We start from the raw sequence: 22,005 nt of genomic DNA, 5'->3' as shown, positions 1-22,005 counted from the left end.
AGCTCAGGAAACAGCGTGCTTTGGCTGCGGCTTTCTCCAATAACAAATCGTTTCATGCAAATACCCCACAAGACGTTGTGAGATAATTATACCATTATTGACCAGCGTTTTCACACACTCTGGGCCGTTCCGGGATTGCTAATCTCCACCTTCCTGATTGGTGGTATCCTCTGGTTGGCTACAGCCATGCCTTTCATGATCGCACTGCTGCTGGGAGCTATCTTAAGCGCTACTGATCCGGTTGCTGTCGTTGCGATCTTCCGCCAGATCGGAGCACCCGAGCGACTGAACACCTTGATAGAGGGGGAGAGCCTGTTCAATGATGCCACCTCAATCGTGGTTGCAGGTATTCTGGTTGGTATGGTGATTGAACAGAATGGTGCTGCTTCGCTAGGTGGTGGCATCAGCAGCTTCTTTTTCCTCTTTCTCGGAGGTCTTGGTGTAGGTATTGGCCTTGGCTGGCTGACCGGTAAAATTATCGGTTGGATTGAATCGGAGTCGTTTATTGAGATCGGTTTGACCACAGCGCTGGCCTATCTCTCCTTTCTGCTGGCAGAGGAGGTTTTCCACGTCAGTGGTGTGATGGCCACAGTGGGTGCAGGTCTGACGCTAGGCAGCTGGGGTCGTATCCGTATCTCAACATCGGTACGCATCTATCTTGAACACTTCTGGGAGCTGCTGGCCTTTATAGCCAATGCGCTGCTCTTCCTGCTGGTCGGGATGAAGGTCGATCTTATCGCGCTGTGGCAGACACTTGATACCCTGGCATGGGTGGTATTTGCCATGCTGGTGGCGCGTGCCCTGGTTATCTTCTGTCTGCTACCACTGATCGGGCGATTGCCTGGCTCCAGCGCGATCAGTTTTCCCTATCAGTTTATTATGTTCTGGGGCGGTCTGCGGGGGGCGATTGCATTGGCCATCGTGCTCAGTCTTCCACAGTTTGAATACTATGAACTGTTTGTGGCGATGGTGATGGGCGCTGTGCTATTCACGCTGCTGGTACAGGGGCTCTCTATCGAATCGCTGATGAAAAAGTTCGGCCTCAATATTCCGCCGCTTGCTGATCGTCTGGCATTTATCGAATTGGATCTCGTATCTAAGAAGAAGGCGATGAAGCGGTTGCCATCACTGACCAATGGTGGTTTTTTCTCTAATCGTATTGCTCATAATCTGACCGTGGAGTGTGATCACGCCATCAGTAGTGCCATGCAGCGCATTGATCATCTGCGCAACACTGAGATGGACAAGGTGAACGAGGTCAATCTGCTCTATCTACGTGCCCTGAGTGAGGAGCGCTCATTCTATACCGAGATGTATAATCAGGGGCATATCAGCGAAACTGCATTTCGTGAGCTTGCGCTGGTATTGAACCTGCAGATTGATGCCCTGCGCTATCATGGTGCCTTTGAACATGTTCATTCCCACCGTGTTAAACGGATGCTGGAGTCAGCATTTTTCCGGCTGGCTGAGAGGGCAGCGTGGCTGAAACCTGTGGCTGAACAGATGCGCATGTCACGCATCGTGCTTGATTATGAACAGATCTGGGCCCATTTCCTTGGTAGTAGTCACGTCATCAAATCACTGGGAAAACTGGCCAGGATGGAGTTGATGAGTGAAGAGTCAGCCGAAGAGGTGATTAATAAATATCGTTCCTGGCACGATATTGCCACCCAGCAGCTCTATCAGGTCGGTGAGCAGTATCCTGAATTTGTCAGCTCCATGCAGTCTCGTTTGGGGCAACGTATGATTCTTCTGGCTGAGCTTGAAATAACCGAGGAGAAAGCCGAGTCAGGTGTTCTTCCGGAGGGTGTTGCCAGAAATATAGAGGCGGAGCTCTCCAGACGGCTTTCTGCACTGCGAGGCCATGAGGTTAAAGCTTTTAAAGATGATCCGGTGAGCATGATCCGGCGTGTGCCTCTATTCTCAGGGCTGGAGATCAGCGAGCTTGAACTGATCGCTGATCTTATTGAAGAGAAAGAACTCCTAGAGCATACGTTTCTTGTGCGGCACCATGAAGTGAGTGAGACACTTTTTATGGTGGTGCGGGGTGTGTTGCGGATCTCTTTTGACGCTGGTGGTAAAGCGGTTGAGGGGACATTGATGGCTGGTGAGTTCTTCGGGGAGATGGCACTGATGGGGCAGGGTTCAGGTAGTGCCGAGGTTGAAACTGTGGTTCCTTGTACCATCTACCAGATTAGTCGTGACAGCTTTCTGAGACTTCTGGATAGAGAACCTGAAATTGCCGATAAATTATCAACACGCAATGCGGAACTTCGCGAAAGCTGCAAGCTGACTCAGCAGAATGGTTCATAGCGGAGTATTGGCTTATATCGCACATCAACTAAACAGCTGACTTCATGTCAGTTCTCCATTTAACGGGTCTCCGGTTTCTGAAACATTAAGGTGATTTTTTGGATCCGGGATATCTCTATTGCCATCATATTTGAATGAAAAACGAACTCTGGGTATTATGGGTTTTTGGGTGTTTTTCGAGAATTTGTTGAAAACAAAGGGTTTTCCTTGTCCCCCATATGGGGGATTGAAGAATCTGGTGTTGCGATCATGCTTCCCCTTCGTCTCGGAAGTTGTGAGGCAGGTTCAGCGTCGATCGGTATACATTATTTTAGGGAGAGTAATGTGGCCGGTTAGCCAGACAGTGAACCGGGTAACGCAGGAAGCTCCATATGTTTCGAAGAGGATCTTCAGCCGTTTGCATTTCTTATGCCGAATTGGCGGAAATGAGAACGAGTATGGGTAATGTGATTTGCTTTGATTTCATGTCGATCAAGTCAAATCAGGTTTGGGGAGTAGCTATGGCAAGAGGCCATTTCATTTTAATTACGATGCTGTTTGGCTGGTTGTTTATGTCGACAGCGTCCGCCGCTGAATTTGAAGGCGAAAATCAGATCAATGATGACCTTTCGCTGCTGTTTGAGGAGGATGAACTCTTCATCTCCGCGACACAGTCGGCCCGCACACTGGGCAAAGCCCCGGCAATCGCCACAGTCATCACCGACCATCAACTTGAGAATATGGGCGCCCGCAATATTTTTGATGCACTGGTTACGGTTCCCGGTTTTGGCTATAGCTACCTGAATACCATCTCGACGGAGTCCGATATTGAAGTGCGGGGCATCAAGTCACGCATGGATAAGGTGCTGATGATGATTGACGGTCACCGCATCAACAATCCTTTTCATGGTAGTTTCAATCACCTGTTTGATGAATTTCCTGTTGAGCAGATCAAACGTATCGAGGTGATCCGTGGCCCCGGTTCTGCGCTTTATGGTGCCAATGCTTTTGTCGGTGTGATTAATATCATTATGAAGAAACCGGGTGACTTTAAAGGCGTTAAACTAAAAGCCGGTGGTGGCAGCAACAGTCGCAGGCATGGCAATATGTTACTGGGGCAGGGTGATGCAGATGGCGGTGTCGTCGCATCGTATGATCGACTGGACACCGATGGAAGCAGGCAGTTTGTCGCAGCAGACGCAATAGGTGGAAGTGGTTATACCAACTTCTGGCGCTCGACTGATACAGCGCACCTGATTGCCAGTATGGACAAGTTCTCATTTTCAGCGCTTTATCTTGATAAACGGCGTGGCACTCCGCTCTCCATCACCAATATGATCGATACCCGTACGCGTACCAACAATCGACAGGCCTATGGCAGCGCTCAATACAGAGATCGCCTGGGCAGTGTCGATGTTGAAGCGAGAGTGGGTGTTGATCAGTTTGAGTGGGATACCGAGTGGCAGATCAATCTTCCCGGTTTTACTACAGGGCACCCGCTTCTCAAGAATCGCACCTACTCAGGGGAGCTGCGCTTGCAGTTTGAACCTCTCCAAGGTCACCACCTTACCATGGGTGTTTCTCAGGAGTTCCAGCGCCAGTTCGATGTGCGCCATATTGTAAATGGTGTCGATGTCTCAAATGTTTTCAATCACAATAAACCCGCCAAACGGCAGCTGTCTGCAGTTTATCTGCAGGATGAGTGGGAGATCAGGGGTGATCTGATTCTGACTGCGGGTCTCCGCTTTGACCACTATAGCGACTTCGGTAATACAACCAATCCGAGACTGGCGCTTGTCTGGTCTGCCAATGACAGCCTTGATATCAAGCTTCTCTATGCCACTGCATTCCGAGCCCCGAGTTTTATTGAGATGTATGAGATTAATAACCCTGCATCGGTAGGCAATCCCAATCTCAGACCGGAGAAGATGCAGACCTTTGAAGCAGGCCTTGTCTGGAAGTTGACGCACAACTACCAGCTGAGCGCGAATCTGTTTCATAATCGTTTCACCGAACGAATTGTACCAACGACGCCATTAACGATTAACTCTGGTGGTGCAACGATCTGGGGTGGGGAGGTTGAGCTTAAGGCTGACTGGCAAGAGTATCTCTACGGATATTTGAACTACTCCTATCAGAAATCGAAAGATAATCAGACGCAGTTAACACTGCCGAATGTGCCTCAGCACAGAATACGTGTTGGAGCCAATGCTGGCCTGTTCGATGATTATCTGAATTTCAATGCTGCTCTACGTTGGGATGGCAAACGTAGCCGTGCAGCCGGAGACACTCGTGCTGCCTCGCCAGCCACCACAGTAGTCGATCTGGCAGTATCTACGGAGAAGTTAATGAAAGGACTTACCCTCTCATTCAAAGTACATAACCTTTTCAATGCGAAAAATTACGATCCTTCACCAGTCTCCGTGGCCAATGGTTACCCAAGGCCCGGACGCACACTGCTAGCTGAGGCGGAGTATAAATTCTGATGCCATCCTTTTTTCCGCCACGCCCGAAACAGGAGTCTATTCGCACAGCAATTTGTCAGGAAACCTCTTCTGAGAGCAATCCGTTTGTTGCCAAAAAGACTCTCTGGCACGGTTACGATGCCGAGAAGCTGATTGCAAATTATGGCTGGACTGAGATGCTGTTTCTTATGTCTCAGGGCGAATTACCTACACCTGAGCAGAACCAACTATTGAACAAAGTCATGTCATTTTTAGCTAATCCCGGCCCTCGAGATGCCGGGGTGCGTGCAGCAATGAACTGCGGGGTGGGTAAAACGCCGTTACCAACGATTCTGACAACAGGGCTTACAGTTAGAGGTGGCATGGCGGAAGGCGCAATGCACATTGAGGCGGCAATGCGACTGTTGAACGGACAGTTTGGTTTGGATCAACAGCGAACTTCTCTGCCGGAACATGCTGCGCAATTGATTCATGAGTACAGGATGTTTTGGGAAGAACATAAGAATGATGAGGTCGTACCATGGCCTGAGATTCCACCTGGATTCGGTTTGTATTACGGAGAAAGAGACTCCAGAGCTGTAACGCTGATTAACCTTCTTGAAGATGAGGGCGGCAATATTTTGAATTTGGCTCTGGAGATTGAATCTGTTTTATCTCAGGAGAATAACCCTGTTTATCTGACTTTGTCGGGAGTGGTTGCAGCGGCATTATGCGAACTTGGCTTCACCCCGGAGCATGGGGCTGGAGTTTTTATGATCGCTGGCTCTGCGGGCATATTAGCACATGGCGTTGAACAGTTACCACGTAATTGGAACGAATACCCATTTTGGGCTGACTCATCATACTATAACTATGAAGGTCCTGAACCTGCGAAGAGAGTGGGGGCGGAAGAGTGAGTTGGGAGATGTTTGCAGAGAAACGCGACCGTGTTACATCCAAGTCCGGTGGGTGGACTATTGGCGGTGAAGCAACCCTGCATGGATACAATATTCATCAGGAACTGACTCATCAAACGTCCTGGATTCAGGTGCTTCTTCTTTCGATAACTGGTCGTTTATATGATGGTAATCAGACAAGGCTTATTGAGGCGCTTTTTGTTGCTACAGGTTACCCGGATCCGAGGCTTTGGTGTAACAGAGTTGTGGCATTGGCAGGAAGCGCACGAGTTTCGGCTGGCGCAGCTCTGTCTGTGGGCGTCGCAAGTGCTGAAGCTAAGACATACGGAGGACAGGCCGAATACTATGCAGCCAGAGGCTTTTCTGAATGCTGTCGTATTTTTCAGGATCAGGGCGAAGATGATCTTATAATCCATATGAAAGCTGTACTGAAAAAAGAGCGTGTTATGTTTGGTTTCGGACGCCCTTTGACCCGCGTGGAAGAGCGGATTGAACCTATCGAAAGAATGGCGAAAGAGATGGGGATTGAGGATGGTCCTCATCTAGCGACTGTTAAACATATGGAGATTTTGCTTAAGCGTTATCGGCTTGTTCTTAATTTTGCCGGTTACGCTACAGCTCGCTTATTGGACTTGGGGCTTTCAGCGCATGAAGTCCACCAATTTCTAACTGTAGGTTTTTATCTTGGGCTTCCACCCTGCTACATTGAAGCATTTGAAAATGAGCCTGGGACATTTCTGCCGATTGCTTGTGAGGATATCCTCTATGAAGGGGTAGAGGAGCGTGAGCTGCCCTGATGAGTAATGTAATCAAGTACCCGGTACCTAAGAAGTTGCCGGATGAGATTCAGAATGGCGATCTTCTCGTCCACTACCTTGAAAAAGAGGGGGTGGAATACGTATTCGGTATTCCCGGCGGAGCACTGGAGCCTGTCTACAACGCTTTGGCCAAAGCGGAGCTAAGAGGCGGTCTTAAACCTATCCTGACCAAGCATGAGCAGGGCGCTGCATTCATGGCTGACGGATATTCCCGTGTCAGTGGCACGCTTGGCGTCTGCTGTGCAACGACAGGTCCGGGTGCAACCAACCTTTTTGCCGGCATTACCACCTCCTATGCCGATTCCATTCCGGTGCTGGCTCTGACCGCCCAGATTCCGATCAGCAAGTTCGGCAAGAGCGCCTTTCAGGACTCTTCGCATGAAGGTATTGATGTGGTTGAGGTGTTTAAGAAGAGTACCAACTACAGTGCGATGATCATCAACTCGTCACTTGCCGATGACATGTTCCGCAAAGCGATCCGCATGGCACTTTCGGGCAAACGGGGACCTGTTCATCTCAGCCTTCCATCGGATGTGATGGCTGAGAAGGTTGATGAGAAGGCGATCTCTCATTCTCTGTTCAGCAGTTACAACCAGCCACAACATTTCGACCGTAGTTCGGTTAAAGAGGCGGTTAAGTTAATTGGCCGGGCCAGGAAGGCGGCTATGCTGGTTGGTAGTGGTGCGCTCTGGTCAGGGGCTACCAGAGAGGTGAAGGATCTGGCGGAGTTGCTGACGATTCCCACCGCGACCACACCCAAGGCGAAGGGGACATTCCCTGAAAATCATGAACTGGCACTGGGCTGTTTCGGCTTTGGCGGTTCACCGCGAGCTGATGCCTATCTGCTGGATGAGGATGTCGATCTGCTGATTGCTGTTGGTACCAGCTTTAATGAGTGGGCCACGCATGGCTGGAATGAGAAACTTGCCAGAGGTAAAACCATTATCCAGATCGATATCGACCCCAACCAGTTCGGGCGCAATTACGCCTCTGTGATACCGCTCTCCGGTGATGCCAGGGTGGTGCTAAAAGAGCTGCTTTATGAGCTGGAGCGAGTGCATCGGGTGACCAGTGTGGAGCGGCATATCCGCACCAGACGATTTGTCGAATTCTCTGAAAAACATCCGATGATGCTTGAGCTGGAGAAGATCACCTCAGATGCCTCGCCGATTAAACCGCAGCGACTGATGGCTGATATCAGGGCTGCGGTACCGGATGAGACCATCTTTTTTATCGATATCGGCAACAACCTAGCCTGGGCGCTGCACTACCTGCCGATTATCAAGCCGGGCACCTTTTTTGCTGCTCTCGGATTCTCATGTATGGGGTATGGCGTGGCCGCTGCAATCGGAGGCAAGCTGGCTGCAAAAGAGCGGCCTGTGGTGGCCATCGTCGGTGATGGCGGGTTTCTCATGAACGGCACCGAACTATCAACTGCCGTGAGTCACGGCATTCCTGTGATCTGGGTGATTCTCAATGATGGAGGCTTGGGCATGGTGCGCCATGGTCAGTCGATGTCGGAGCAGGCGATGGAGACCTCCCACACCTTCGCGCCAATCGATTTTGTCGGCTGGGCCGAGAGCTTTGGTGCAGTCGGGGTTCGCATCAGTAAAGCCGGTGAACTTAGCAACAAAATGATGAATGAACTGATCGCACTGAAACGACCGGTCGTGATTGATGTACAGATTGATCGGGATGAGGTGCCGCCGATTGGTAGTCGCCTCAGTGCTCTGCGCGAGGTCTATCGTGAGGAGTAAGAGGCTCTTTTCTATCGGCTTGCTGCTCTTGCTGCTGCCTGTCAGTGCGCTGGCTAAAGAGGTGGTTGTACTGCTTGATCCCAATATCCGCCCCTATGTTGAGGCGCTGGCGGGCTTTAAATCAACATCAGATGCCAATACCAGGATCTTTGCCCGCAAAGAGGATGGTGATCTGAGTGATGAGCGCGCCATGATCGGCGCCATCCGAGCCCGCAAACCGGATCAGATTCTGGTGATTGGCAGTGAGGCCATGCGTGCGCTAGCCGGAGAGGTGACAGATATACCGATCCTGTTTGTGATGGTATTAAATCCTCGGGATAGATTGAAGGTGATGCCCGGGAACATGACCGGTGTCTCAATGAGTGTGGCGCCGGAGCGACAGATGAAGGTACTCAGCCAGCTTCTTCCGGAAGTGAAGCGTGTTGCTGTGGTGTATGACCCTGAGCAGAGCCAGGACCTGATTAACAGGGGGAAAAAGGCGTGCCTGTCAGTGAATCAACAGTTGTTTGCCAGAGAGGTGGGTTCTCCAGCGGAGGCTGTGGAGCAGGCCAAGCTGCTACTGAGTGAGAATCATACAGCCTACTGGATGATTCCTGACCAGTTGATGCGTGCCAGAGACGTTGTGCGCTATCTGTTTTTTACAGCCCGTGAGCAGAACAGACCGCTGATAGGCCTCTCCGATAAATATGTGCGGGCCGGAGCCCTGTTTGCATTCACTGTGCAGAACGAGACGCTTGGCCAGCAGGTTGCAGAGCTCTCCAATCGCATGTTGGCAGAGGGGAAAAAGGGCCATCATCCCATTGAGATGGCCCGTGATGCCGATCTTTCGATCAACCTTAAGGTTGCCTCAGAGATGGGCATCACTGTGCCGGAGGTGCTCCTCAGGCAGGCGAAGGTGATCAATTGAAGCGAATTAAACTGGGCTTTGGAGCCAGAATATACCTGCTGGTCGCGCTGCTGATTATGGCCATTATGGCTGCCGCTGCCTCCTATTTTCTGATCACACAGAATCAGGCCTTGAAGGGGGCCTTGAGCCAGCAGGCGCGCTCACTCTCTGAAAGCCTTGCCGAAGGTGTGCGTCTGGGGGTCGTGCTTGAGGATGGTGAGTTTGTGCAGCAGGTCGCATCAGGCATGCTGGGGCTGCCCAATATTCTCTATATCGATATCTATCTGTCTGACGGTAAATTGTTGCAGAATCTCGGTGAGAAAAAACATGATCTGATGCTTTCCGAGACTATGAGAGCCGAAGCGATAAGTTCCGGTTTTTCTGTCGGTAAAAGCGCAGTTGATCAGAGTAACAGCGGTTATCTGGACTTCATGGTGCCGGTGCGTTTTGAAGGGGATGCGAGTCGGGTGGCCGGTTTTGTGCGCCTGGGTCTCTCAACAACGGGGATCACAAAGAAATGGCAGGAGACGCTGGTTACCACCATATGGGCCACGCTGCTGCTGATGATGATTGGCTGCGCGCTGATCTATCTTCCCATGCGTCGCATTATCAAGCCGATCGAACAGCTTTCAGAAGGTGCGTTGAAAATCGGACAGGGGGATCTCGACTTCAAGATTTCCGTCGATCATAAGGATGAGATTGGTCGTCTGGCCGGAAACTTCAATGATATGGCAGCTTCGCTTCGCAAGCAGAATCGTGAGATTCAGAAAAAAACAGACGAACTGGAGCGCAGTGAACGAAAATTCAGAGAGCTGTTTGAGAATATTGGCCAACCTCTGTATATCAATGCGCTGGATGGCCATCTGATTGACTGCAACCAGGCGATGGTTGATCTGTTCGGTTTTGCAGACAGGGCAGAGATGATTCAGGAGATTCGCGATGGCGCCCTCATCTATGCCAACCCTGATGAGCGAAACAAGGTGATCAGAGAGCTGCTGGCCAAAGGTGAGATTAAAGAGCGTGAGATTGAATTTAAGCACAAAGATGGAACCACTCTGAAAACACTGGTGACCTCACGTGTGCGTTTTGATGAAGAGGATGAGGCGGTCGGGTTTGAGGGTATTATTCAGGATGTGACACAGATGCGCAGCCTGGAAGATCAGCTTTTCCATGTTCAGAAGATGGAGTCGATTGGTACGCTGGCCGGAGGCATTGCGCATGACTTCAACAACCTTCTGGCGGCCATTTTATCATCGGCAGAGATGGCCAGAATGAAAATTGAAGATCGCGAAAGTGTTGAGCGCTATATCAGCACCATTACCTCGGCCTCCTTGCGTGCAGCTGAGCTTACCAGGGGGCTGCTTGGTTTTGCCAGAAAAGGAAAAACCAGAGTGGAGGATATTGATGCCGGTGAGCTTGTCGCAGAGGTTGAGGGGCTGTTGCGCGAAACCATCGATCGAAGTGTGCGCATCTACACGGATGTTTCTCCCTCGCTATGGCCTATCAGAGGTAATCCAAGCCAGGTGCATCAGGTTTTGATGAATCTCTGTGTGAATGCCCGAGACGCGATTCTCGATGCCGGTGGTCATGAGCTGAAAATCTCACTGCGTAATGAGGTGATTGATCAGGCTTTTGTTAAGGCTCACCCCTCAGCGCTTCGTGGCAGTTACGTATTGATTGACGTTGCTGATGATGGTGGCGGTATTGCCGATGATCTGCGTGATCAGATTTTTGATCCGTTCTTTACCACCAAAGCCATAGGTAAAGGCACAGGTCTGGGCCTGGCAACGGTTTATGGCATCATCAAAAACCATGGTGGTTATCTCTATCTGGATAGTACCATCGGCAAGGGAACAACATTCCATATCTATCTTCCTGCGGCCATTAAAGAGGAGGTTGCAGAAACGGAGAGTGCTCTTGATGTAATGACAGGAGTGTTTCCACCTCTTCCTGAGCTGGAGATGAATAAGCTTGTACTCTTTGTCGATGATGAGGAGGTATTAAGGTTTATTGTCTCCGAGTTTTTGAAGGCGAGAGGATACAACGTGTTGTTGGCAGAGGATGGTAAACAGGCGCTGGAGATAATGGCTAAATACAGCGATGCCATCGACTTGATAGTGCTGGATCTGATTATGCCGGAGATGGGAGGTGAAGAGGTACTCAAGGTGGTGAAACGAGACTACCCTGAAATACCTGTGATCATTGCTTCCGGTTATTCGGCACAGAGCCTGGACCGTAAAATGGCCTATCAGAACTATGATGGTTATCTTGAAAAACCTTATGATCTGGGCCATTTCAGTACGGTTATTGAAGGGGTGATCAGCAGCAGTTAGGGGCGGGGTGAATAACTCCCGGTCAGCCACGCAGGTGGCCGGGAGTTATTGCACTCGCTAGGAGGGAGCTGATTTATTGCCGTCTTGGCAAAAATCAGCTCGCAATGGTGATAGTGTGATTTTACCTTTGCTTACAAACACTGAATTAATCAGCGTTACTTTAGTCGTTAGCCGATGGATTCAGAATACGCTTCTGAATCGCAGCAGGAACCACATCGTAATGATCAAACTCAATGGTGTAACTACCTTCACCACGGGTCATCGCTTTAAGCTGTGCCTGATAGGATTGAATTTCTGCCATGGGTGCCTGAGCTTCGATGATGGCGCTATTTCGCTTCATATCCGTGGCGAGAATCTGTGCCCGGCGTGAATTGAGATCACCCATGATATCACCGATATGATCCTGCGGCACAGAGATCGACATTTTCACAATCGGCTCCAGCAGTACCGGCTGGCACAGTTTAAAGGCCTTTCTGAAGGCTTTATGTCCGGCAATCTGGAACGCGATATCCTTGGAGTCGACGCTGTGGGTTTTACCATCGACCAGCGTGACGCGTACATCGGCCACCGGATAACCGGCCATCACCCCCTCCTGCATGGCTGACTGTACCCCTTTATCCACCGAGGTGCGGAATACTGCATCAATGACGCCACCATGGATGTTGTCGACAAACTCATAACCCTCACCGCGTGCAAGCGGCTCGACATTGATCACAACGCGCCCGAACTGGCCTGCGCCGCCGGACTGCTTTTTATGCGTGTATTCAACACCTTGTACACTGCCGGTAATAGTCTCCATATAGGCGACTTGCGGCGTGGACGTTTCCACATCCACCCTGTAACGACGTTTGAGTTTGTTGAGAATCAGACGCAGATGCAGATCGGACATGCCACTGATAACCAGATCGTGGGTCTGTGAATCACTGTGCACATGGAAGGTGCGGTCATCATTTTCAAATTCGTGCAGGGCAGTGCCCAGTTTCTGGTCATCTTTTGTGGTTTTAGGACGAATGGCCAGCGATACCATAGGCATCGGGAATTTCATCTCATCAAGCTTGATATCGGTAGCCGCATCGGTAATGAGATCGCAGGCGTGCATATCGGCAACCCTGGGGATAGCCACAAGGTCACCGGCAACTGCGCGGCTGATATCCTGCTGCTGTTTGCCGATTACCCGGAAGATATGGCCCGCTTTCTCCTCCTTGCCTGAACGGCGGTTGATGAATGAGTCGTGCGCCGAGATTGAACCGGAGAGAACACGAAGATAGGAGATGCGGCCGACAAACTCATCGGATTCGGTATGGTAGACATAACCAGAGAAGCCTTTGATGTCGTGAATCGAAACAGGTTCACCTCGCTGCTCGACGATGCGTTCAATCTCATCAGGGGTAGGAGCCAGTTTGCTCAGCAGGTCCAGAAGCGCTCTGGTGCCTGTTTCATGTTCTGCGGCAGTCGGTATGACCGGAAAGAGGTTGCCATGCAGCAGCGCCTCTTTCAGTGCACCTGTAAGCTCCTCTTCGCTGATCTGATCACCCTCAAGATAGCGTTCCATCAGAAGATCATCGGTTTCGACAATGGCTTCAACGATATGTTCATAAGCTGCAGCAGTTTCAGCGTTGGCATCGCTGTTGTGCAAAACCGAATAGACCTCTGTGAATGCAGAGGATGAGGCGTTGGGAATATAGAGAGGGATACAGCGGTTGCCGAATTCAGCTTTCAGTGCCTCTAGTGCGGTCGGGAAGTCGGCCATTTCAGCATCAAGCTTGGTCAGAGCAATGATGCGCGGGATGCCGCGTTGACTGGCCAGTCGCCATACCCTGCGGGTGTTGACCTTCACACCATCGCAGGCATCGACACAGATCAGTGCCGTCTCAGCTGCATGCAGGGCGGTCATCACTTCGGCGATGGCATCGGGTGAACCCGGCACATCCAGACAGTTAAAATGCAGGTCGTTGTAATCAAATGAGAGGGTGGAGCAGTAGAGAGACTTCTCATACTGCTTCTCATCAGGATCGAAATCGCTGACGGTATTGTGGGCACCGATATGGCCCATGCGGGTCGTCACACCGGCCGCATGCAGCATCGACTCCAGCAGTGTGGTTTCACCTGCGCCTTCATGATCAAGTAGTGCAATGTTTCTGATTTGTGAGCTGTTGAACTGATCCAAGAGAGCCTCCCTGATGTGTGGGGAACATGGTGAATATCCATATCTGATAAAGCAGCAAGCCGGCTGTGAATGCTCTGTACATACCTGTTCCCGATGATTAGAAAAGCATACAGAAAAGATGGATCAGCGTCTATCCGTTTTGAGGGGTAGATATGAGCTTTGTGAACGTGATGTGATGCTGCATCAGGGCGCTGACACCTGGCGGAAAATGGTGAGCGACAGGATATTAAGCTGCAGGTTGCAGGTGAATTCCAGAAAAAAAGCGGATAGGGTCAGGGGATGGGGATTCTCAATAAACATTTCCGCAATTACCTGCTCTATCTGTGGCCGCTGCCGCTTATTTTTATGCTCGGACAGCTGGTGATGCGGGTCAATGGTAACGCCTCGGATCTGGGCATCTCCTTTGCTTTGTCACTGCTCGATATTTCAGTGTTTACCGTACTCTTTTGTGGTGCCGCATGGTGGTCCTTTCAGCCGCTGAAAACTTTCCTTATCTCGCGTGATAACCCGGAAAAGCATCGTCGTCTGATCGAATCGGTGATGGCCGATTTCCCCTGGCGAACACTTAAGGCCTATACCATTGTCGGCTGGATATTTGCCTTTTATCTGATCATCGTGATCAGCTCAGTTGCATTGATGGGAGAGCATCTGTTCACATGGCGTATGTTTCTCGCCCTGACCCTGAACTTCAGTTTCGGTGCCGGTGTGCTGGCTCCGGCTCTGGCAGTAGCCAGTTCGGTGGTTTACAGCACGCGTCTGCGGGCAAAGTTTGCCCATCAGGGGTTGTTCGTCTCTGAGTTGGGTAGTGAACATGTAGAGCGCTACCTCACCTCATCACAATATCGGCCATGGCTTGTTTTTCTGGTTACCGGCTTTATTCCGACTCTGATTCTCGGGCTGTTTGTATACCTTTCGCAGGAGGGACAGGTCGCCGAAGAGCGTTTCATTCTCGCTCAGGCAATGGTGCTGCTGGCCATGAGCATTACTGCCGGTGTGATTCTGGTTGGCTTTATCAGCCATATCCTTAAACAGGTGACCCTGTCGTTGAAAAAAGGGCTTCATCACCTCACCGAAGGCCACTTTTCCGGACGGATTCCGGTGCTGCTTGATGATGAGTTCGGAGAGCTGGCCAGAGGCCTGAATACCGCCATGCTCGGGCTGCAGGAGCGTGAGGATCTGAAGGATTCTATGGCCATTGCTGCAGAGATTCAGCAGGGGCTGCTGCCCAAATATGCGCCGGTGATCCCGTTTTATAAGCTGGAGGGTTTTCAGCAGACCTGTTATTCGGTTGGTGGCGACTATTATGACTATATCGAGCTTGAGGATGGACGCGTATGGCTGATGGTGGCTGATGTGTCGGGTAAGGGGTATCCGGCGGCGCTGACCATGGCCAACCTGCAGGCGATGTTGCGCGGTCTGGCGGCTGTCGACTGGCCGATTGAGGTGGCAGCCAACTATCTTAATGAAACGCTCTGCGATTCGATGGCTGCCGGTCGTTTTGTGACGCTGTTTATGGGTAAGTTGCAGCCGGAGACCCACTCACTGGTCTGGATGAATGCAGGCCATGTGCCGCCACTTCTGGCCAATGCCGATGGGATCAGGCCGCTGGAGGCCTCTTCTCCACCGCTGGGCCTGATGAAAGGGATTACCTATGAGGTGGTACGCACCGAGCTGCATCCCGGTGATACACTGCTGGCCTATACCGATGGTGTTACCGAAACCTCCAGTCGTCTTGGTAAGGAGATGTTTGGTGAGGCCAGGTTGAGACAGTGGTTGAAGGATCATCTGCATGATCCGCTTGATCACTATCCAACCATGTTGTTGGATGAGTTGAATGAATATGGACGCAATGAGCAGGATGACGATTTGACCATCCTCTGCGTAAGACGGGAGAAGTGATGTCGAAGATGAGAGTAGAAAAGGATTCGATGGGGGAGATGATGGTGCCGGAGCACGCCATGTATGGTGCTTCAACGGCGCGGGCAGTGGAGAATTTCCCTGTTTCTGACCTGCGTTTCTCGCGGGAATTTATTCGCGCACTCGGCCGTATTAAGCAGGCCTCAGCCACAGCCAACAGTGCACTGGGCAAGCTGGCTGAAGATCAGGCTGAGCTGATTGCCAGGGCCGCCACAGAGGTGGTGGAGGGTGCATGGGATGAGGAGTTTGTTGTTGATATCTTCCAGACCGGATCCGGCACCTCAACCAATATGAATGCCAATGAGGTGATTGCGCATCGCTGTGCCCAGATCGATGCGAGCATCTACGTCCACCCCAATGATCATGTCAATATGGGGCAGTCATCCAATGATGTGATTCCTACTGCGATTCATCTGGCGGCTGCCGATCTGCTGGTACACGAACTGCTGCCTGCGCTTCGCTACCTGCACAGCGCACTTGAGTTAAAAGCAGCTGAAACCATGGATGCCGTGAAGATAGGCCGTACCCATTTGATGGATGCCACACCGATTACGCTGGGACAGGAGATCTCCGGCTGGGCACGCCAGATTGAACTCGGTATTAAACGGCTTGAATCCACCTTACCAAGAGTCACCGAGCTGGCTCAGGGTGGTACAGCGGTTGGTACAGGGCTGAATACACATCCGAAGTTCGGTGCAAAAGTGGCTGCTGAACTCTCCAAAAGTTACGGTATTGAGTTCCATGAAGCAGCCAACCATTTTGAGGCGCAGGCAGCCCAGGATGCAGCAGTTGAGCTCTCAGGCCAGCTGAAGACGGTGGCAGTCTCTCTGGTCAAGATCGCTAACGATGTGCGACTGCTCAATGCCGGTCCACGCTGTGGCATTGGTGAGATCACTGTGCCTTCAGTGCAACCCGGTTCATCGATTATGCCGGGTAAAGTAAACCCGGTGATTGCCGAATCGCTGGCTCAGGTCTGTGCACAGGTGATCGGTAATGATGCGGCGATCGCTTTTGGTGGTGCTTCGGGGCTGCTGGATCTGAATGTGATGTTGCCGATGATGGCGCATAACCTGCTTGAATCAGAGCGTCTGCTGGCCTCTGCCTCGCGTATGTTTACCGATAAATGCATTAACGGTCTTGTGGCAAACAGAGAACGTTGTGCCGAGCAGATTGAGTGGAGCATGAGCATGGTGACTTCGCTGGCACCGGTGATCGGATATGACAGAGCATCGCAAATCGCCAAGCAGGCTGTGAGTGAAGGTAAAACTGTGCGTCAGGTCTGTCTGGATGATGCGCTGCTTGATGCCGATGAGCTTGATCGCCTGCTTGATCCGCTTACTATGTTAAAACCGCAGGCATAAACTAGGAATCCATGGAAGGATGAAACTATGACGCTGACGATTGCAGATATTATAACGCACAATGTGATCACGGTTTCACCTGAAACCACACTGAGTGCAGCTGCACATCTGATGGCCAGCCATAAAATCAGCTGTCTGGTTGTTGTCACCGATGCAGGTAAACCCAGTGGCATTATCACTGAAAGTGATCTGGTGCATGCAGGTAGTCAGCAGCGGGATGTGGATAAAACGCTGGTCTCTGAGATGATCAGGCACGGTCCGGTAACCGTGGAGAGTAACCAGAACGTCTACGAAGCCTTTGATTTTCTTGCTGAGCACCATATTCGACACCTTCTGGTGGTGGATGACCATGGTAAGCTTGAAGGGCTGGTCACCTTCACTGATATTCTCAGAGCAGTCTCCTATGATGATTTCCTGAAAGCCAAACCGGTTGCAGATGCGATGAGCCGTAATGTGGCGACCGTTGATGCTGAAGCCAGTGTGCTTGATGCGCTCTCCTTGATGCATGATCGCTCGATCAGTTGTGTGGTCATCAGTAGTGGCGACAGAGCAGTTGGGATATTTACCGAGCGCGATGCAGCCAGACTGGTGGCTGAACGCGTTGACCTTGCTGAGATTACTGTCTCTGAGGTGATGACATCACCGATCAAAACGATGCTAGGAAGCGCCTCTCTTCTGGAGGCTTCTGTGACCATGCGCGAATCAGGTATTCGTCGCATGGTGATTGTCGATGATGAAGGTAAACCTGCGGGTATTTTGACTCAATTTGATGTGATTCGCGGTCTTGAAGGTGATCGCATTAAACGTTTTAAACAACTTTATGAGCAGGCTGAAGAGAAGCTGGTTGAGAGCCAGAAGCTACTGGCCCTGAAATCTGAACTGGAGCGCATCGTTGCCGTTTCTCCGGCTATTTTGTACCGCTGTGAATGGCGGCAGGTGGAGGGCGAAGGTACGTTTGTACCGACCTATTTCAGTCCCCAGATGCAGGATGTTCTGGGTTACTCCCCCTGCACATTTATTGAGACGCCGTGGTGGAAGGAGCATGTGCACCCTGATGATCTCCCCGCTGTAGAAGAATGCCTGAATCGTGTTGTTGAGAAGGGAGAGACTGATTTAACCTATCGGGTGCGAGCGCACTCAGGCGATTGGATGCTGATCCTGGATCATGCACGTGTGATTAAAGATTCGCACGGAGTACCTGTCGAGATGGTGGGTTCGTGGCTGGATGTTACAGGTCGCAGGCAGGTTGAACGCAAGTTGAGTGATACTGAACAGCGCTATAGTAGTCTGTTCAATGAGGCTCGGGATATGATGCATATTGTAGATGTCGATGGCCGCATTATAGATGTGAATCAGATGGAACTCGATACGTTGGGTTATACCCGGGAAGAGATGATTGGCATGCCCGTGATGGAGCTTATTTGCCTCGAATTCCAGGAGGAAACAAGCAAGCGCATCAAAGGTGTGTTTGCAGGGGAACTCCACCCTCTGGCGGAGACAGCACTGCGTAAAAAGGATGGCGGTTGCATTGATGTCGAAGTCTCAGCCACGCCACAGTATGATGCTGATGGTGTTATTATTGCAGGTCGAGCGATTATCAGGGACATCTCCGAGCGTAAGCAGGCCGAGAAGGCTTTACTCACAAGCCGTGCTCGACTGGATTTTGCCCTGCAGGGTGCCGATGATGGTTTGTGGGACTGGAATCTGGAAACCAATGGGGTCTATTACTCGCCTCGCTGGAAGGCCATGCTTGGCTATAAGGAAGATGAACTGGGTAACACGCTGGATGTGTGGGCAAAACTCGTTGATCCGGCTCAGAAGGAAGAAGTACTAAGCCATGCCCAAGCCTATATCGACGGAAAATCGTCCAAGTATGAAGTCGAATTTCGCATGCGCCACAAAGACGGACACTGGGTAGATATCCTGGCGCGCGCCAGATTGGCGGTAGATGCTGATGGCAAGCCGCTTACCCCTCCCCGCCTTGTGGGAACCCATGTCGATATCAGCGAGCGTAAAGCTGCAGAGAATAAACTGAAAGCATCAGAAGAGAAGTATCGCAAGATGATAGAGTCATCCTATGATGCGATATTTGTAGCAGAGACCGAAACCGGTATTTTGATTGATGCCAATGAACAGGCTGAAAAAATGCTTGGCTTACCACGTGATCAGATTATCGGTATGCATCAATCAGAGCTTCATCCCCCCGAAGAGAAAGAGAGATATAAGCAGATATTTATTGATAATGTCCAAGATGACAGGGCCTTTATGCCTGATCTGCTGGTGCGCCGAGCCGATGGTACTGATGTGCCGGTAGATATTTGTGCTAATGTCACAGAGGCGAATGGAAAAGGCATTGTTCAGGCCGTTTTCCGTGATATCAGTGAACGCAAAGCTGCAGAGAACAAGTTGAAAGCATCAGAAGAGAAGTATCGTAGGATGGTTGAATCATCCAATGATGCGATATTCGTCGGTGATGTAGAGACCGGTATCCTGATTGATGTGAATGAACGCGCAGAGAAGATGCTGGGTCTACCACGTGAGAAGATTATCGGCATGCATCAGGGACAACTACATCCACCTGAAGAGCTTGAGCGTTATAAGAAGGTATTTGCTGATCACGCTCATGAAGAGCGTTCATTTATTCCTGATGTCGTGGTGCGCCGTGCTGATGGTAAAGATGTGCCGGTTGATATCAGTACCAATAAGACTGAAATAAATGGCAGACCTGTACTGCAGGGTGTTTTTAGAGACATTACGGAGAGAAAGCTGGCTGAGCAGAAGGTCGCTAAAACTGCAGAACGAATGCAACGTATTCTTGATGCGGATTTTGATGCGGTAGTGGTGCATCAGCATCAGAAGGTGGTATTTGCCAACAGGGCGGCACTGGAGATGTTTGGTGTGCCGTCACTTGATGCTGCCATCGGCAGTGATGCCCGTGACTATGCCAGTAAACGATTTAGACGTTTTTATGAAATGGCGGATAGACGTGCACACCGTTTTAAGATGCCTATAGGCCCTTCTGAAATCGAAGGGCTCCGTAAAAGTGATGGCAAAGTATTTCCGATTGAAGTAATTGCTACGGCTATGGAGTGGGAAGGTGGGCCTGCCACGGTGACAGTTATCCGTGATATCACCGAAAGAAGAGAGGCGCAGCAGCAATTGACCTTGGCGCTTAAGCAGGCTGAAAGCGAACGTAGCTCCTTACATGCGATATTGAATAACCTTCCATTCCTTGCCTGGCTGAAGGATGAACAGGGGAACTATCTTGCAATCAATGAAAACTTTGCCAGAGCCTGTGGCATGGTCAGTGCAGAGTCACTGGTAGGTAAAACCGATCTGGATGTATGGCCGCAAGAGCTTGCCCTTGCCTATCAATCGGATGACCGTGATGTCATGGCGCGGGGTGAACCTAAGCAGGTGGAAGAGCTGGTGAAGGTGGATGGGGAACTGCGCTGGTATGAAACCTTCAAGTCGCCAGTGTTAGATGCTGATGGGAATGTGGTCGGCACTGCTGGTATCGCGCGTGATATTACCGAGCGCCTTGAGCAGGATGAGAAGATGCGTCTACTGACCAGTGCCATAGGATCGGTAAGTGAGAGCATCATCATTACGGACGCTGAAGGCACCATTCAGTATGTGAATCCGGGATTTACTAAGAATACCGGTTTTTCGATAGGGGACGCGATTGGCAATACACCTGCAATTCTAAACAGTAAGCAGCAGCCAAAAGGATTTTATCAGCAGTTCTGGCAAACCCTTAAGGATGGCAAACCATGGGTCGGGCGTATCCTGGACCGTAAAAAGGATGGGACCATTTTTCCTGTGCACCTCTCTGTGGCTCCAATTTTCAATGATCAGCAGGAGATTACCCATTTTGTCGCAGTGCATGAGGATTTAAGCGAGGCTGAATCGATGCAGAAGCAGGTGATGCAGTCACAGAAGATGGAGGCTGTTGGTACCATGGTTGGTGGTGTGGCCCATGATTTTAATAATCTTCTGGCCAGTATTGTTGGCAATCTTTATCTGATGCGTAACCATCACAAGGATGATGCCAGAACAGTGAGCCGGATCAGGAGCATGGAGTCCTCCATGCAACACGGTGCACAGCTTATTCAGCAGATGCTCACCTTTGCGCGCAAGGATAGAACTGAGATGCAAGCGATGGATCTGAAGGTGTTTATGAAAGAGGCACATAAACTCGCACACGCCTCAGTTCCTGAGAATATTTCGTTCAGGCTTGATTACCCTCGATCTGATGAAATGTGGATCAAAGGTGATGCAGGGCAACTGCAGCAGGTGCTACTAAATCTGGTTACCAATGCGCAACATGCAGTAAGCGGTTGTGAAAAACCTGAGATTGAGGTGAAACTGGCAGTGGTAAGACCAGAGAGCGATAGTCGATTAGTAACCAGATTCCCTGAGATGGCGAATGAAGAAGTCTGGTGCTGTCTAAGCTGTAGTGATAATGGTCGTGGTATGAATGCAGGGCTTCTGGATCGGGTATTTGAGCCCTTTTTTACAACCAAGCCGGTGGGTGAGGGCACAGGTCTGGGGCTATCGATGGTCTATGGGGCAGTGCAGAACCATCGCGGTTTTATTGATCTGCAAAGTGAACCTGACAAGGGCACGCAGGTTTCGATCTATCTGCCGCTATACAGTGCTGAGCCTGTCGAAATCAGGGGGCATGATGAGGCCGTAGTTGACGGTGCCGGTTTCACTATCCTGCTGGTTGATGATGAAGAGAGCTTGCGTCAGGTGTTGGCAGAGGTGCTCAGGCACAGCGGCTTTAGCGTATTACAGGCTGTTGACGGTGAACAGGCGGTTGAGGTGTTCGAAACACAACAGTCAGAGATCGATCTTGTGTTGATGGATGTTGTGATGCCGAATAAGGGTGGCGTGACTGCAGCCAAAGAGATCAGAGATATCGATGCAACTGTGCCGATCATATTCCAAACTGGTTATGGCGAAGCGACTCAACTGGAGGCCGCGGCTTCCATTCCTCATAGTGATGCCATACAGAAGCCTGTGGTGATTTCTGTTCTGATGGAGTTGATTATGCGCAGGGTATCGCGCTAAATCAGGATTAGACCATCACTGTTTTCATCACATGAAT

Annotated in this window: 11 protein-coding genes; 10 read left to right on the top strand and 1 reads right to left on the bottom strand. The window is 50.7% G+C overall.

The window, feature by feature from the left end:
* Positions 1–93: 93 nt before the first annotated feature.
* From F3F93_RS12705 to F3F93_RS02805, 7 genes are all read left to right on the top strand, one after another.
* The gene (locus F3F93_RS12705; RefSeq protein WP_347239174.1) at positions 94–2,313 is read left to right on the top strand and encodes a cation:proton antiporter; all 2,220 of its coding nucleotides are present in this window, start codon (positions 94–96) and stop codon (positions 2,311–2,313) included.
* Between the two features lie 437 nt (positions 2,314–2,750).
* Complete coding sequence (locus F3F93_RS02830; RefSeq protein WP_176957635.1) at positions 2,751–4,778, top strand: TonB-dependent receptor; 2,028 nt, start codon at positions 2,751–2,753, stop codon at positions 4,776–4,778.
* The gene (locus F3F93_RS02825) at positions 4,778–5,653 is read left to right on the top strand and encodes a citryl-CoA lyase (RefSeq protein WP_176957634.1); all 876 of its coding nucleotides are present in this window, start codon (positions 4,778–4,780) and stop codon (positions 5,651–5,653) included. The genes F3F93_RS02830 and F3F93_RS02825 overlap by 1 nt, the downstream gene beginning before the upstream one ends.
* A gap of 8 nt (positions 5,654–5,661) precedes the next feature.
* Positions 5,662–6,450 (top strand): hypothetical protein, encoded by a 789-nt coding sequence (locus tag F3F93_RS02820; protein WP_176957633.1) that lies wholly within the window; start codon positions 5,662–5,664, stop codon positions 6,448–6,450.
* A complete protein-coding gene (locus F3F93_RS02815; RefSeq protein ID WP_176957632.1) occupies positions 6,450–8,228 on the top strand; it encodes a thiamine pyrophosphate-binding protein in 1,779 nt (592 codons plus the stop codon). Before F3F93_RS02820 ends, F3F93_RS02815 begins: the two co-directional genes overlap by 1 nt.
* The gene (locus F3F93_RS02810) at positions 8,218–9,135 is read left to right on the top strand and encodes an ABC transporter substrate binding protein (RefSeq protein WP_176957631.1); all 918 of its coding nucleotides are present in this window, start codon (positions 8,218–8,220) and stop codon (positions 9,133–9,135) included. Before F3F93_RS02815 ends, F3F93_RS02810 begins: the two co-directional genes overlap by 11 nt.
* The gene (locus F3F93_RS02805; protein WP_176957630.1) at positions 9,132–11,447 is read left to right on the top strand and encodes a response regulator; all 2,316 of its coding nucleotides are present in this window, start codon (positions 9,132–9,134) and stop codon (positions 11,445–11,447) included. Before F3F93_RS02810 ends, F3F93_RS02805 begins: the two co-directional genes overlap by 4 nt.
* A 160-nt stretch (positions 11,448–11,607) precedes the next feature.
* Here F3F93_RS02805 and fusA read toward each other — a convergent pair whose 3' ends face one another.
* On the bottom strand, positions 11,608–13,614 hold the full coding sequence (gene fusA, locus F3F93_RS02800; protein ID WP_176957629.1) for an elongation factor G: 2,007 nt from the start codon (positions 13,612–13,614) through the stop codon (positions 11,608–11,610).
* Positions 13,615–13,893: 279 nt separating this feature from the next.
* On the opposite strand from fusA, the gene F3F93_RS02795 reads away from it, so the two are divergent.
* The 3 genes from F3F93_RS02795 to F3F93_RS02785 are packed head-to-tail and all read left to right on the top strand — an operon-like array spanning position 13,894 to position 21,968.
* Positions 13,894–15,513, top strand: coding sequence for a SpoIIE family protein phosphatase (locus F3F93_RS02795; RefSeq protein WP_176957628.1), 1,620 nt, complete (start codon positions 13,894–13,896; stop codon positions 15,511–15,513).
* Positions 15,513–16,892: a class II fumarate hydratase gene (locus F3F93_RS02790; protein ID WP_176957627.1), complete on the top strand. Its 1,380-nt coding sequence runs from the start codon at positions 15,513–15,515 to the stop codon at positions 16,890–16,892. Before F3F93_RS02795 ends, F3F93_RS02790 begins: the two co-directional genes overlap by 1 nt.
* A 27-nt stretch (positions 16,893–16,919) precedes the next feature.
* A complete protein-coding gene (locus F3F93_RS02785; protein ID WP_176957626.1) occupies positions 16,920–21,968 on the top strand; it encodes a PAS domain S-box protein in 5,049 nt (1,682 codons plus the stop codon).
* Positions 21,969–22,005: the final 37 nt, after the last annotated feature.

The organism is Mariprofundus sp. KV (assembly GCF_013387475.1).
GTDB lineage: Bacteria > Pseudomonadota > Zetaproteobacteria > Mariprofundales > Mariprofundaceae > Mariprofundus.
The sequence above is the reverse complement of the archived record's forward strand: the minus strand, read 5'-3'. Positions and strand labels throughout refer to the sequence as shown.

Excerpts from the sequence above, each read along its gene's own strand:
- F3F93_RS02830 (WP_176957635.1), top strand. The coding sequence starts at position 2,751 with ATGGGTAATGTGATTTGCTTTGATTTCATGTCGATCAAGTCAAATCAG.
- F3F93_RS02825 (WP_176957634.1), top strand. The coding sequence starts at position 4,778 with ATGCCATCCTTTTTTCCGCCACGCCCGAAACAGGAGTCTATTCGCACA.
- F3F93_RS02820 (WP_176957633.1), top strand. The coding sequence starts at position 5,662 with ATGTTTGCAGAGAAACGCGACCGTGTTACATCCAAGTCCGGTGGGTGG.
- F3F93_RS02815 (WP_176957632.1), top strand. The coding sequence starts at position 6,450 with ATGAGTAATGTAATCAAGTACCCGGTACCTAAGAAGTTGCCGGATGAG.
- F3F93_RS02795 (WP_176957628.1), top strand. The coding sequence starts at position 13,894 with ATGGGGATTCTCAATAAACATTTCCGCAATTACCTGCTCTATCTGTGG.
- F3F93_RS02790 (WP_176957627.1), top strand. The coding sequence starts at position 15,513 with ATGTCGAAGATGAGAGTAGAAAAGGATTCGATGGGGGAGATGATGGTG.
- F3F93_RS02785 (WP_176957626.1), top strand. The coding sequence starts at position 16,920 with ATGACGCTGACGATTGCAGATATTATAACGCACAATGTGATCACGGTT.